At 71.6% G+C, this 12587-nt stretch carries 14 protein-coding genes; 6 read left to right on the plus strand and 8 right to left on the minus strand.

The window, feature by feature from the left end; translation table 11 throughout:
• The first annotated feature begins 96 nt into the window (after positions 1–96).
• Genes SALPAC3_RS0114495 through SALPAC3_RS0114505 form a run of 3 tightly spaced genes read left to right on the plus strand, consistent with a single transcriptional unit; the run spans position 97 to position 2203 of the window.
• Positions 97–1224: a DUF4192 domain-containing protein gene (locus SALPAC3_RS0114495; RefSeq protein WP_018221944.1), complete on the plus strand. Its 1128-nt coding sequence runs from the start codon at positions 97–99 to the stop codon at positions 1222–1224.
• A complete protein-coding gene (mobA, locus tag SALPAC3_RS25810; protein ID WP_018221945.1) occupies positions 1155–1937 on the plus strand; it encodes a molybdenum cofactor guanylyltransferase in 783 nt (260 codons plus the stop codon). The genes SALPAC3_RS0114495 and mobA overlap by 70 nt, the downstream gene beginning before the upstream one ends.
• On the plus strand, positions 1934–2203 hold the full coding sequence (locus SALPAC3_RS0114505; RefSeq protein ID WP_026185571.1) for a DUF6457 domain-containing protein: 270 nt from the start codon (positions 1934–1936) through the stop codon (positions 2201–2203). Before mobA ends, SALPAC3_RS0114505 begins: the two co-directional genes overlap by 4 nt.
• Positions 2204–2282: 79 nt before the next feature.
• Here the strand turns inward: SALPAC3_RS0114505 and SALPAC3_RS0114510 are convergent, their stop codons facing one another.
• On the minus strand, positions 2283–4229 hold the full coding sequence (locus tag SALPAC3_RS0114510; protein WP_018221947.1) for a beta-propeller domain-containing protein: 1947 nt from the start codon (positions 4227–4229) through the stop codon (positions 2283–2285).
• 130 nt (positions 4230–4359) lie between these two features.
• The gene (locus SALPAC3_RS0114515; protein WP_018221948.1) at positions 4360–4815 is read right to left on the minus strand and encodes an Lrp/AsnC family transcriptional regulator; all 456 of its coding nucleotides are present in this window, start codon (positions 4813–4815) and stop codon (positions 4360–4362) included.
• Between the two features lie 106 nt (positions 4816–4921).
• On the opposite strand from SALPAC3_RS0114515, the gene ddaH reads away from it, so the two are divergent.
• Positions 4922–5707, plus strand: a complete 786-nt coding sequence (gene ddaH, locus SALPAC3_RS0114520; RefSeq protein WP_018221949.1) for a dimethylargininase — start codon at positions 4922–4924, stop codon at positions 5705–5707.
• 61 nt (positions 5708–5768) lie between these two features.
• Here ddaH and SALPAC3_RS0114525 read toward each other — a convergent pair whose 3' ends face one another.
• Positions 5769–6962 carry an ABC transporter substrate-binding protein gene (locus SALPAC3_RS0114525; protein WP_018221950.1) on the minus strand — a complete coding sequence of 398 codons (1194 nt, stop codon included), beginning with the start codon at positions 6960–6962 and terminating at the stop codon, positions 5769–5771.
• 82 nt (positions 6963–7044) lie between these two features.
• The gene (locus tag SALPAC3_RS0114530) at positions 7045–7839 is read right to left on the minus strand and encodes an alpha/beta hydrolase family protein (RefSeq protein ID WP_018221951.1); all 795 of its coding nucleotides are present in this window, start codon (positions 7837–7839) and stop codon (positions 7045–7047) included.
• Between the two features lie 79 nt (positions 7840–7918).
• On the opposite strand from SALPAC3_RS0114530, the gene SALPAC3_RS0114535 reads away from it, so the two are divergent.
• Positions 7919–8536 (plus strand): bacterial proteasome activator family protein, encoded by a 618-nt coding sequence (locus SALPAC3_RS0114535; protein WP_026185572.1) that lies wholly within the window; start codon positions 7919–7921, stop codon positions 8534–8536.
• A 20-nt stretch (positions 8537–8556) separates the two neighbouring features.
• On the opposite strand, the gene SALPAC3_RS0114540 is transcribed toward SALPAC3_RS0114535, so the two are convergent.
• Positions 8557–9378, minus strand: coding sequence for an HAD family hydrolase (locus tag SALPAC3_RS0114540; RefSeq protein ID WP_018221953.1), 822 nt, complete (start codon positions 9376–9378; stop codon positions 8557–8559).
• A gap of 204 nt (positions 9379–9582) precedes the next feature.
• On the minus strand, positions 9583–10302 hold the full coding sequence (locus tag SALPAC3_RS0114545) for a hypothetical protein (protein WP_018221954.1): 720 nt from the start codon (positions 10300–10302) through the stop codon (positions 9583–9585).
• Between the two features lie 177 nt (positions 10303–10479).
• Here SALPAC3_RS0114545 and SALPAC3_RS0114550 point away from each other — a divergent pair, with 177 nt between their 5' ends.
• Positions 10480–10824 carry a metallopeptidase family protein gene (locus tag SALPAC3_RS0114550; RefSeq protein WP_018221955.1) on the plus strand — a complete coding sequence of 115 codons (345 nt, stop codon included), beginning with the start codon at positions 10480–10482 and terminating at the stop codon, positions 10822–10824.
• Between the two features lie 74 nt (positions 10825–10898).
• On the opposite strand, the gene pheA is transcribed toward SALPAC3_RS0114550, so the two are convergent.
• Positions 10899–11849, minus strand: a complete 951-nt coding sequence (pheA, locus tag SALPAC3_RS0114555; RefSeq protein ID WP_018221956.1) for a prephenate dehydratase — start codon at positions 11847–11849, stop codon at positions 10899–10901.
• 9 nt (positions 11850–11858) lie between these two features.
• Entirely contained in the window at positions 11859–12344 is a 486-nt protein-coding gene (locus tag SALPAC3_RS0114560) for a hypothetical protein (RefSeq protein ID WP_026185573.1), read from the minus strand.
• Positions 12345–12587 lie beyond the last annotated feature (243 nt).

Below are 12587 nucleotides of genomic sequence, written 5' to 3' on the forward strand. Positions count from 1 at the left end.
GCCGTTACCAGCGTAACTACCGAACGTAGCTGTGGATAGACCGCGTGTCGTCCACAGGGGCGGGCGGCGGTCGGGGGCGGCGTACAGGCTGCCGGAATGGCCTCGACTGACCTCCCCCGGTTCTCCGTTCGCTCCGGCGCGGACCTGATCGCCGCCGTGCCCTACCTGCTCGGGTTTCATCCGGCGGACAGCGTGGTCGTGGTGGGGATGCGTGGTCCACGGGTCACCTTCGCCGCTCGGGCGGACCTTGCGGGCTTGGCCGACTCCGCCGCTGTGGCCGGCTCCACCGGCGCGGTGGGTGGCGCTGTCACTCCGGGTGGGTCTGCCGCGGCGGCCCGACATCTGGCGGCAGTGGTCGCACAGCAGCCCACCGACCGCGCGACGGTGCTCGGCTACGGGCCCGCGTCCAAGGTCACCCCCGCGGTTGACGCCATCCGGCAGGCCCTGGCCGAGGTCGGGATCGCGGTGCTCGACGCGCTCCGAGTCACCGATGGCCGCTACTGGTCGTACCTGTGCCCGGAGCCGGAGTGCTGTCCGCCCGACGGCACTGCGTACGACTCGAGCACGAGTCAGGTGGCCGCCGCCGCGGTCCTCGCCGGTCAGGTCGCTCTGCCCGACCGGGCGGCGCTCGTCGCCCAGGTGGCGCCGGTCGAGGGCGACGAGCGAGCTCGGCTGCGGCGGGCCGCGCAGCGGGCGGGGCGGCGCTTCGCCGACCTGGTGGCCCGGGCAGCCGGGGCCGACCGGTCCGGCGGGCGGTCGGTCGACCGGTCGGGTGGACGGTCGGTGCGGGCGGCGGGGCGCATCGCGATCCGGGCCGCTCAGCGTCGGCACCGACGGGGCGAACGACTCGACGACGACGAGGTGGCCTGGCTCAGTTGGCTGCTGACCGACCAGACGGTGCGAGACCTGGCCTGGGAGCGAACCGACGGGCGGGAGACCGACATCGCGCTCTGGGCCGACCTGCTCCGCCGCGCCGAGCCGGAGCTGATCGCCGCCCCCGGGTCGCTGCTGGCCTTCGCGGCCTGGCGGGCCGGGGAGGGGGCGCTGGCGGCGGTGGCGTTGGAACGGGTGCTCGCCCCACATCCCGACTATTCGCTCGCGCTGCTGGTGGACGACCTGCTTCGGCATGGGGTGCCCCCGACCCAGCTGGCCGGGTGGCCAGCCATCGCGCTGACCGGCGTGGTTCGTCCCCGCCCCCGGCGGGGCCGGCGGGGTGCCCGTTGATCAACCGGCAGGTCTCGGCCTGCGGCGGGCCGCTCTTCGTGCAGGTGGGCGCGGGGCCAACCGGGCTCGGCCGGTACCGTAGCCGGGTGCGCAGGTACGCGGCGGTGGTGCTGGCCGGGGGTGCGGCCCGACGGATGGACGGTGTGGACAAGCCAGCCCAGCCGGTCGGTGGGCGTCCGATGCGGGACCGGGTGCTGGCCGCGGTCGCCGACGCCGCACCGCGAATCCTGGTGGGCCCCGCGGCCGGCGTGCCGGCCGACGTGGTGATCACCCGAGAGTCGCCGCCGGGCGGGGGGCCGGTCGCCGCTGCCGCGGCCGGGCTGGCCCGGCTACCCGCCGATGTGGACCTCCTCGCCCTCCTCGCCGCCGACCTGCCGCTGCTCACGGGGGATGCGGTTCGGGAGTTGCTGGGCCAGCTCGAAGACGAGCAGGACGGGGACCAACCGGCGGCCGGTCCCGGTGGGATCGCCGGGGTGTGTTTCGTGGACGACGCCGGGCGGCGGCAGCCGCTCTGCGGGGTGTGGCGGGTCGCCCCGCTGCGGGCCGCGTTCACCCGGCTGGTCACCCAGCGCCCCCTGGCCGGGGCGTCCCTGCGGGCCCTGCTGCATGGGCTGGCCGTACGCGAGGTGCCGTGGCGTGGGGGCGGCCCCCCACCGTGGTTCGACTGTGACACCGACGAGGATCTACGCCGGGCAGAGGAGTGGGTGCGATGACAACGATGGACGAATGGGTGACGGCGGTCTGCGCCGAGCTCGGCCTCGACCCGGCTCGGGTGCCGGTGCCAGCGGTGCTTGACCTGACGCGGGAGGTGGCGCATCAGGTGTTGCGACCCGGCGCGCCGGTCGCCGCCTACCTGGTGGGGGTCGCGGTGGGCGGGGGCGCGGAACCGGCCGCCGCCGCGGCCCGGATCAATCAGTTGGCCGCCAACTGGCCCGTCGAGCTGGGCTCCGAGGGCTCCGCCGACACTCCGAGCCGGTGACGGTGGTGGGCCCGGAAATCCGAGGGGCCGGGGCCCACCACCAGAGCGGGGCTGATCAGCTGCAGGGAAGCCAGGCCCGTCAGCTATTGGGAAGCCAGGCCACACTCTCAACGGTCGTCGGGTCGGAGGCCCGCAGGCCCGCGTCCGACACCGTCCAGAGGGTGCCATCGACGAGCAGCGAACGGGTGATGTGCCCACCAGCCGGGTGGGTCACCTCGCCCTGGTCGGTGAGGGTGTCCCCGGCGACCCGCAACAGACGCAGACCGGCGTTGACCGGGACAGCGAGTAACCCGGTGCTCGGGTCATACCGGAAGGCATGCGGGTCGTGCTCGGCGGCGGACCAGGTGTACGGGCGGTGCCAGCGGTCCAACCGGAGCGGTTGGGCCGGGTCCCGGACATCGAAGAGCGAGACCTGGACCCCCTGGGTGCGTCCGTCGAGGTCGGCCTCCTGCCCGATACCGAGCAGCCGGCCGTCCGAGACCGGGTGTAGGTACGCCGAGTAGCCGGTGATCTTCAGCTCCCCGGTGACCCGGGGGGCGGCGTGGTCGCTCAGGTCGAGCGCGTAGAGCGGGTCGGTCTGCTGGAACGTCACCACGTACGCGGTGTCACCGAGGTAGCGCACCGAATAGATTTGCTCCCCGGGGCCCAGGCCGGTGACCGCACCGGTTCGGGTCAGTACCCCGCCCTGTCGACGCAGCACGTGAACGCCGGACTCCGAGCTGCGTTCGTCCTGGCTCATGATGGCGTTCTGGTCCGTGATGGCGTCCTGGCCCGTGGTGGCGAGCTGGACCATGGTGGTGGCGACGCGTAGGTGGCCCTGCCACTGCGACAGGGCGTACTGGTTGATCAGCCGGCCGGGCACCGTGCCGGCGGCGACGTACCGGGGACGGCCGGCGGCGGCGGTGTCGAACTGGTAGATGTCGGTGACCGAGGTACCGATCTGGCCGGGCCACCGCCCCGGAGTGGACGAAGCCGTCAGATATCGCTGGCCCGCCAGGTAGAGGCTGTCGCCGGTGCTGTAGACGGTGTCCGCGGCGGCGGCCACGCTGACCGGGTCGCCGTCGGTGAGCCGATCAGCCTTGAGGTCGAAGCTGAGTACGGTCAGCACGGTGGAGCCGGTGCCGGTCTGCGGGCGGCTGAGTCGGTCGCAGCCAACCCGGCCGCTCCCGCGCTCCGCTCCGGCTGTCCACTCGTAGGCCGGTAGCCACGCGTCGATACCCGCGGCGATCACCGTTGCCCGGTAGGCCGCCTTTCGGGCCGCCTCGTCGGCGCTGGCGGGCAACTCCGGGAAGGTCAGTTGGGGGTGGGACTGGACCACCACCCGGACCGTGCTACCGGTCTGGCGGGCGTCAAGGGTGCGACCGTGGATCTCGTACGTGCTGAGCACCCGGGGTGGGCCGCTCAGGTCGACCAGGTGGAGCCGGGTCGCGGCGGGCGGGCTCGATTCGGGTGACGGCGCGGCAATGTCCTCGCGACCGAGCCTGGCCGCGGGGAAGACCATCAGTGCCGCGTTGGTGAGGACCACCGCGTGATCGCCGAACAGGAGCAGGTCTTGCTGGCCCCAGGGGCGCAGGTCGGGGCCATCGTTGAGGTCCAGCCGCCCGGTGAACCGGTTGGTGGTGGCGTCGACGACCCGGAGCACGCCCTGGCTGATGGTGACGATCCGCTGCCCGTCGGTCTTGACCAGGTCCGGCTCGTCAACGCCGGGCTCGTACCCGTTGGTGAGCGAGTGTTCCCCGGCCGGCTTCAACGCGGCGCTGTCGCTGAGTGCGGACTCCGATGCCGATACGGACCGTTGCTGGGGCACGCCGTTGGCGAGGCCCCACGGGCCGACCTCGGCTGCCGTCGCGGCGCGCAGTTCGGCCAGCGCATCGGCGCAGGAGTCGAAGGAGACCAGCTGTAGAGGTGACTCGGGTCCGGCCGGTGGCGTCTTCGGCGCCGGTGACCGGGCCGCGGCGACGCTACCCGCGAGCAGGAGGAGCGCGAGTAGCGTACCCGCGACAAGGGTGGGACGGCGCGATGTCATGTTCGCTCTGACGCCGCCGGCCGACCCGCGGTTCCCGTGCGGCTCGTTGCCGTACGGCGCGGCGGAGCCCGCGCCAGCGACGCGGCGGGGTGGTGGTCCCGGGACGGCTGGGAGCAGCGGCGATCGGTGATTAGTCGGATGGGCCGACGCCGGGGGACTCGACGAGCCGGGAGAGCACGATGGTGCTGCGGGTGGAGGTCACAAAGGACTCCGCTCGCAGGCGTTCCAGTGCGACCTCGAGGTGGGCGATGTCGGCGGCGCGTAGGTGGACGAGGGCGTCCGCCTCGCCCGAGACGGTGTAGGCCCCGACGACCTCGGGGTGTCGGCGGGCGGCGACACCGATCTGCGGTGGCGTGGTTCGACCGGCGCAGAACAGCTCGACGAAGGCCTCGGTGGTCCAGCCGACCGCGGCCGGGTCAACGACAGCGGTAAATCCGCGGATGACTCCGGTCGCGCGAAGCCGATCGACGCGCCGTTTCACGGCCGGGGCGGAGAGGGAAACTCGCTGTCCGATGTCGGCGTACGACGCACGGGCGTCGGCGACCAGCAACGCAATGATTCGCTGATCTACTGCGTCGATCTGCAATGTTCTGCCTCCTGGAAGCAATATTTGTGGCTGTTACCGTTGTTCGACGATACCTACCTTGGTAATCGTGAACCAGCAGCGAGTGCCGCGAAGGCGGACATATCTCATGTGCTCGCCGAAACACTTCGCGGTTGAGTACGCGATCAACCCGTGGATGGACGTCACCGCCGCGGTTGACGTGGAGTTGGCGGTCAAGCAGTGGGACCGGCTGCGCGAGACGCTGGTCGAGCTCGGCCACGACGTGCACCTGCTCACCCCCGAGCCGGGGCTACCCGACATGGTCTACGCGGCCAACGGCGCCCTCGTCGTCGATGGCACCGTCTACGGCGCGCGGTTCAAGCATGCCCAGCGCAGCGCCGAGGCCGCGGCCCACCGCGCCTTTTACCAGTCACACGGTTGGCACTTCATCGCCCCGACCGCCACCAACGAGGGCGAGGGTGACTTCGCGTACCTGCCGGCGGCGCACGGTGGCCTCGTCCTGGCTGGCTACGGCTTTCGGACCGAGCCCGCCGCCCACGCCGAGGCCCAGGAGGCGCTGGGCCGACCGGTGGTCTCGGTGCGGTTGGTCGACCCTCGCTTCTACCACCTGGACGTGGCGCTGACGTCGATCGATGACAGTAACATCGCCTACTATCCGGGTGCCTTCTCCACCACCAGCCAGAAGGTGCTGGCGCAGCTCTTTCCCGCGGCCGTGGTCGCCGATGACGCCGATGCCCTCGCGTTCGGACTGAACCTGGTCAGCGATGGACGCAACGTCGTCCTGAACAGCGAGGCGACCGGCCTCGCCGACAAGCTGGCAGCCGCCGGCTACCAGCCGGTGCCGGTGGCGCTGGCCGAGTTACGCAAGGGCGGCGGCAGCGTGAAGTGTTGCATCGCTGAACTGCGCCCCTAGCGCTCGCTGCCGGGCGGCGCAGCGCCGGCAGGCGGCCGGGGCGGATCCGCGCCGCCCCCGCTCAGCCGAGCGTGGCCAGCTCGGTCAAGAGCACGTTGGAGAGGAGCTGGCCGTCGAACTGGACCTCCCGGAGGTACCACCGCTGCTGTGGGGTGCGCGACTGGTTGAACTGCCACACGCCACGGGGGCTGTCAATACGGCCGATCTTGCCGAGCGCGAGGTTCACCTCCGCCGGGGTGGGTGACTCGCCAGCACGCCGGATCGCCTGGTTGAGGACGTGCGCCGCATCGTACGACGCCGTCGCGTAGGCCGTCGGCGAGGTGCCGTGCTTCTTGCGGTACGCGGAGGCGAAGAGTCGGTTGGCCGCGTTGTAGACATCGGGCGAGTAGTTCAGGGTGGTCTGGATGCCGAGAACATCCGTCTTGTCCTTGAAGCTCGCCAGGACGTTGCCCTCGGTCAGGAAGCCCGGGGCGTAGACGGGGCCGGTGTATCCCTCCGCGCGGAGTTGCTTGAGGAACTCCACGGCAGCGGCACCGGCGAAGAAGCAGAAGACGCCGTCCGGAGCGCGGGTCAGCGCCGTGGCGATATCCCGCTGGTAGGCATTCTTGCCCGGGACGCCGGAGATATCCTCCGTCCAGGTGACGGGAGCCGCGATCCGGGGGTCGGACTGCCCGAATTCCTCCTGGAAGCCCCGGAGTACGTCCTCGCCGGCTGGCGAGTCCGGCATGATGATCGCCAGCCGTGCCGACGGGTCGAGCGCATCCTTCAGGTGGCGGCCGAGGGCCCGACCGGCCTCGTCCAGCACGTACGACGTGCGCCAGATGTAGACGACGCTCTGCAGACTGCTGGGGGAGGCGTTGGAGCCGACCAGCGGCACCTGGGCCTGCTCCACGGTGTCTCGGATGCCGAGCATGACGGCCGAGCTGACCACGCCGGTGAGGGCCAGCACTCCCTGCTTGAGCAACTTCTCCACCGCGGCCTGGCCGGATTTCGCGTCGTTGCCCTCATCGGCGGTGACCAGCTCGGTCGGGTGCCCGCCGAGCTGCTCCTCGTTGAGATCCAGGAAGAGTTGGAAGCCGTTGGCCACCTCGGTTCCGACGTCGGTGAGGTCACCGGTCTGCGGAATGAGCATGCCGATCTTGATGGGGCTCAGCGGAGCGTCGGACGTACCACGGCCGGCGCATCCTGCCCCGAGTCCGACCGTGCCCAGCGCTGCCAACAGCTGTAGGGCACGCCTGCGGTTCACCTGTGTCACCGGTCCCTCTCCAGAGTCTTTGCCGGGCGTATCCGGCCCATCCGGCGTTTTACCCGCTTGGCCACGCTGCGTCAACCAGCTCCTAGATTTTGGTGAGGGAACGTAATGCGAGGACGACCTCCGGCCAGGCCGCTGACTCTGGGTCGATGAGGCCGAAATGTTCGCACTCGGGCAGCTCTATAAGCTGGACGTTGCCGCCAGCGGCGTGCCCGGCGGCAACGAATTCTCGGCTCATCGGGACCGGCACCTGCTCGTCGAGGGTGCCATGTATGACTACTGTCCGTGATTTAGGGGGCGGCAGTGAACGCGGATCACAGGCCGCGTAGCGGCCCGGTACCTCGGTCGGACCGCCACCGAGCAGTGCGGCCACCGCACCCGTGTCCAGGTCCAGCCGGTAGGCCTCGGCCAGGTTCGCCACCGGGGCCAGGGCGAGGGTCCCACCGACCACGGCGGGCCGGGTGGCGGCGGCGTAGAGTGCCAGCTGCCCACCAGCCGAGTGACCGATGAGGATCGGCGGGCCGGTCGCCACCGCACCGGGGAAGGCCTCGGCTGTCAGTCGGGGTAGCTCGGACACCCCGGTCAGGACGTCGACCATGGTTCCTGGCCAGCCACCGCCGGGCTGCCCGGTCCGGCGGTACTCGACCTGCGCCACCGGAAAGCCGAGCCCGGCCAGCGCGGTCGCTAGCGGCGCGGTGTGCCGGCGGTCGTACTCAGCTCGCCAGAAGCCGCCGTGCACAACGATCACGAGCCGCTCGGCCGGCCCGGCACCGGTTGGCCGGCGCAGATCCGCGACCTGGTCCGGATGGGGGCCGTAGGCGACGGTGACCTCCGGGGCCGGCGCGGGACGGGTGAGCACGGCACGCGGGTCGCTGGACATGCCGGTGACGGTAGCGGGTTGCCCCGATCGGCGCTGATCGTTGCTCCCGGAGGGCACCGCCGCCGGCGGCTGGGGAAAGATGGGTGCCATGACCGAAGCGCAGTCCGCAGGACAGAACGACGTGCAGGACCAGGCTGACGAGCAAGGCCAGGACGATGCTGCCCGGTCCGGCACCGTGGTGGTGGTGGGACCGGACGGCCGTCCGGTGGGCACGGTGCAGACCGACGATAGCCAGGAGGACCCGGCCCGACTGGTCGAGCAGCCGGCCAAGGTGATGCGGATTGGCAGCATGATCAAGCAGCTGCTGGAGGAGGTCAAGGCCGCCCCGCTCGACGACGCCAGCCGGCACCGGATGCGGGAGATCCACGAACGGTCCATCGTCGAGCTCAAGGAGGGGCTCGCCGTCGAGCTGCGGGAGGAACTGGAGCGTCTCGCCCTGCCCTTCACCGAGGAGAAGGCGCCCAGCGAGAGCGAGTTGCGGATCGCCCACGCGCAGCTCGTCGGCTGGCTGGAAGGGCTTTTCCACGGCATCCAGGCGGCCTTGGTCGCCCAACAGATGGCGGCCCGGGTGCAGCTGGAGCAGATGCGCTCCGGCCGGCAGGCCCTCCCCAGCGGGCCGGGCGGAATCGCGCCCGGCATGCCCGGGATGGGGCAGCCGGCGGGCGGTGAGGGGCACAGCACCGGCCAGTACCTCTGATCGGTGCGGCCCGGGGGCTGTCAGCGGGTCAGGAGCCGGTCAAGGTAGACGGCGACTCCGTCGTCGTCGTTTCGGAGGGTGGCTTCGTCGGCGGCCGCGTGCACGGCCGGGTGCGCGTTCGCCACCGCCACCCGGGCCCACCCCGCCCAGGAGAACATCGGCAGGTCGTTCGGCTGGTCGCCGAAGACCAGCACCTCCGCTGGGTCCACGCCGAGCCGTTCGGCGACCACCTGGAGCCCGGTCGCCTTGTCCACACCGGGCGGGCAGATTTCGATGAAGCCCAGGCCCGCCTGGGTGAGCGAGGCAGCGTGCGGTGGGATGATTCGCCGGGCCATCGCCAGGAGCTCATCGGTGTGGTGGTCGGCGGTCCGGGCGAAAGCCTTGATCACGTTGCCGGCGAGGCACTCGGCGCGGCTGCGCGCCTCGAACAGCTCTGGGTACGGCCAACTCGCGTGGTAGTCCCCCCAGAGCGGTGCGTTGGACTCGCCGGACGACTCCACCATGACGGTCAGCGGGCCGACCGCTGCCTCCAACTCGGTCAGCAACTCCGCCAGCACCGCACCGGAGAACCACTCGTCGCGGAGCACCAACGGCCCGTCCGGGTCGCTCTGGTCCACCACCCAGCCGCCGTTCGCCATCACCAGGAAGTCGGCGGCGCGGATGTCGTTACGGGTCAGCTCGGTCAGCCGTGGTCCGCGACCGGTCGCGCCGACCATCGGGATGCCGGCGGCGCGCATCCGGTCGAGCACCTCGTGCGTGTACGCGGAGACGGTGTTGTTGCTGCGGACCAGCGTCCCGTCCAGATCGGTGGCGATCAACTTCGGTAATCCCGGGCGGACCATGGCTCCTCCTTCGCCCGCCACCGCTACGGCCAGTCGTCACGGTTGTGTGACCCGGCGTTACGGCGGGCAGCCACCGTACCTCGCGGAGGCGGCGCCAACCATGGCCAATCGGCGAATCCGGCGCCAACGGGTGGCGGGGCGGCAGGGCCGAACCGGTGGTCGGGTAGGCCCGTGGCGCGGGTGGTGCCCAGTGGCATGGCTCGATCAATCCGGGCGGATGAACGGGGCGGTCGGGCGGACGGTGAGGTCGGCGGGGGGCGGCAGGTCGTCCGCTGCGGCGCGGCGGGGAGCACGCGGTCGTCGGGCCGGTGTTGTCGCCCCGGCCTCCGGTGTTGCCGCACCGGCCTCCGGCTCGGACCTGCCGGCGGCCGGGGCGAGCAGCACGGCAGCCCCGAGTAGTGCGCAGGTCAGTAAGGCGGCGACCATCCCCCGCCCGTATTCGGTGTCGACACCCACCTGGCCGGGGAAGTAGCCGGCGTTTTCGTCTCGGTCGCCGATCGTGGTCATCCCGGCGACCAGCACCGCGAGCAGAGCAGCCGCCAGGGCCAGGCCGGCGATGCGGGCGTTCGGCCGGGTGGCTCCGGTGCCGTACAGGGCGAGGGCGACCGCCACCGCCAGACCGAGGATGCCGACCAGGTAGGCGAGGCCGAGACCACCCGTCCGGTCAACCGTCTCCCGAATCTGGAACGCATCCCCGCCGGGAGTGATACCGGGCAGGTGCTGCACCACCCACGTTTGCGTCAGCGAGGCCAGCCCGGCGACGGCTCCGAGCCCGGCGAGAACGAGTGGCAGGCCTCGGTTACGGAGGAGCTGGGTGATCGAGCGCCGGTGGCCCGATGGTCGAGGAGCGTCCCCGCCCCACTGCCCGCCGGCGATCTCATCGGAGCGGTCTTCCTGCCGGGGGATGGGTTGCTTCGGATCCATCGGAGGCCCTTCTCATCGATGAGATTGATCCGCATCATGGCACAACCAGCCAGCGACGGTTCGGACCGAATCGCCTCCCCCGGCGGCTGTCCGCCTCCCCCGCCGCCTGTCCGCCTTCCCCGCCGGGGCGGGGCTTCCCGGCAGAAGCTCGGGTACCGGCAGAATGGGGCGGTGGCCATGGAGATGAACCGGGAGCGGTTCGAGGAGTTGGTCGGCGACGCGCTCGACGAGGTACCCGAGGAGTTGCTCAGTCTGATGAGCAACGTGGTCATCCTGGTCGAGGACACCCCACCCCCCGGCGAGGAGCTACTCGGCCTGTACGAGGGGCACGCCCTGACCGACCGCGGCTGGGACTACTCGGGCGTGCTGCCCGACCGCATCCTGATCTACCGCAACCCGATTCTGCGCATCTGCGACACCGAGGAGGACGTGGTGGAGGAGGTGGCGGTCACGGTTGTGCACGAGATCGCCCACCACTTCGGCATCGACGACGAGCGCCTGCACGAGTTGGGCTGGGGTTGAGCCGTCGGTCGCCCGGAACAGGTCGGCCACGGCCCGGCGCCGGGCGGGGGTGGCCAGAAACTGTGCGACCGGTCTCAGCTGAGATCCCCGCTACGCAGCCGGGCCAGCCAGGCGGCGGCGTCGACATAGTCGGCGTCAACGGGCCCCGCCGGGGCTGGCCGTTCACCTCCGCCGCCGGTCCAGCGGTGCCGGGGGTACGACCCGAGGAAGCGCACCTGGGCGCAGACCCGACGTAATCCCTGTAGCGCCTCGCCGAGCCGGGCATCGGCCAGATGACCGGTGCAGTCGAGGAAGAACACGTACCGGCCGAGTGCCTCGCCGGTTGGCCGGGACTCGATCCGGGTCAGGTTGACTCCGCGCACGGCCAACTCCATCAGCACGGAGAGCAGCGCGCCCACCCGGTCGTGGGCGATGTACACCGCCAGCGACGTCACGTCGTCCCCCGTGGGCGGCGGGGGCGGCCCCGGCCGCGAGAAGAGCGCGAACCGGGTCACCGCGTCCGGGTGGTCGGCGATCTTTTCGGCCAGTACCGCGAGCCGGTGTCGGGCTGCGCCGATCGGAGCGCAGATCGCCGCGTCGAAGTCGCCAGCGGCGGCCCCGACCGCCGCCGCACCGTTGGAGAGCACGTCAACCACCGCCGCGTCGGGCAGATGGGCGTGCAGCCATGCCCGGCACTGCGTTGACGCCTGGGGATGGGCGGCCACGCTGCGCACCGCACCGAGGTGCCCGCCGGTGCGGGTGGCGAGCACGAACTCCACCGGCAGGATCACCTCCCGCGTGATCACCAACGGCTCGCCCTCGGCCAACTCGTCCAGCGTCACCCCGACCGCGCCACCGATGGAGTTCTCCAGCGGCACCAGCGCCGCATCCGCGGCACCGACCCGTACGCTCTCCAGCGCCTCGCCGACGCTGCGGGCGGGCGTTCGGTTGGCCCGCTCGGCGGCGGGGATGGTCCGCAGCGCCTGCTCGGCGAAGGTGCCCTCGGGCCCGAGGTAGACAAAGCGGGTCGGCGGTGTTCCCGGCATGGCGACAGCCTACGTACCCGAGCTGGCGTCGCAGGCCAGGGTCCGGATGCCGGTTGGGGAGGTTACCCGTACCTCCGCTGTGCAGACGTCGGTGCCGGCGGTGACCAGGCGTGGTGCGGTGCCGGAACCGCGGCTGACGACCTGGAGCGGTTCGTAGCCGGTGACGGCGAGGACGGTGTAGTGCCAGTCGTCGGCGCAGAGCGGCCCGGTCAGCAACCGTACCCGGGCGTCGGCGGGGAGCAGGTCCTGCCCGCGCACCAGGTCGGTCACCTGCTGGCTGGACGGTCCGGCGGGGCACCGGACGGCGACCGGCGTACTGCTGGCCGTCGGGGTGGACGCCCCCGTCGGCGACGGTGCCGCAGTGGTGGTCGCGGCGTCGGTCGGGCTGGGTGAGGTGGACCGGGCTGACTGGCTCGGCTGGGGGTCGCGCAGCTCGGGCGGGGTGCCGCAGCCCGAGGTGAGCAGTACCGCCAGGAGCGCCACCAGCCCACCCACGGTCGCGGCCGGGATCTGCGACCGGCCACGCCGGGTCGGTGGTCCGGTCCGGGGCCGGTCGGTGGGCGGAGCGGGAGCAGCGGGGCGGAGTCCGGACGGCACGGACGATCCTCAAATCGACATGAATAAGTGCAGCGGATGGGAGACCCATCGTAGGAGGGTCCGCTGGTCCGGTGAAGCCTCAACCGGGCCTCTTCTCGACCGAGGCCAACGCGACCAGCCCCTGGCTAGGTGCGGACCCGC

Source organism: Salinispora pacifica DSM 45544 (assembly GCF_000378845.1).
Taxonomy (GTDB): Bacteria; Actinomycetota; Actinomycetes; order Mycobacteriales; family Micromonosporaceae; genus Micromonospora; species Micromonospora pacifica.

Bases quoted from the DNA above. Each gene is read 5' to 3' on its own strand.
- SALPAC3_RS0114505 (WP_026185571.1), top strand. From the start codon at position 1,934: ATGACAACGATGGACGAATGGGTGACGGCGGTCTGCGCCGAGCTCGGC.
- SALPAC3_RS0114495 (WP_018221944.1), top strand. From the start codon at position 97: ATGGCCTCGACTGACCTCCCCCGGTTCTCCGTTCGCTCCGGCGCGGAC.
- SALPAC3_RS0114535 (WP_026185572.1), top strand. From the start codon at position 7,919: ATGGGTGCCATGACCGAAGCGCAGTCCGCAGGACAGAACGACGTGCAG.
- SALPAC3_RS0114550 (WP_018221955.1), top strand. From the start codon at position 10,480: ATGGAGATGAACCGGGAGCGGTTCGAGGAGTTGGTCGGCGACGCGCTC.
- pheA (WP_018221956.1), bottom strand. From the start codon at position 11,849: ATGCCGGGAACACCGCCGACCCGCTTTGTCTACCTCGGGCCCGAGGGC.
- SALPAC3_RS0114545 (WP_018221954.1), bottom strand. From the start codon at position 10,302: ATGGATCCGAAGCAACCCATCCCCCGGCAGGAAGACCGCTCCGATGAG.
- SALPAC3_RS0114510 (WP_018221947.1), bottom strand. From the start codon at position 4,229: ATGACATCGCGCCGTCCCACCCTTGTCGCGGGTACGCTACTCGCGCTC.
- ddaH (WP_018221949.1), top strand. From the start codon at position 4,922: ATGTGCTCGCCGAAACACTTCGCGGTTGAGTACGCGATCAACCCGTGG.
- SALPAC3_RS0114530 (WP_018221951.1), bottom strand. From the start codon at position 7,839: ATGTCCAGCGACCCGCGTGCCGTGCTCACCCGTCCCGCGCCGGCCCCG.
- SALPAC3_RS0114540 (WP_018221953.1), bottom strand. From the start codon at position 9,378: ATGGTCCGCCCGGGATTACCGAAGTTGATCGCCACCGATCTGGACGGG.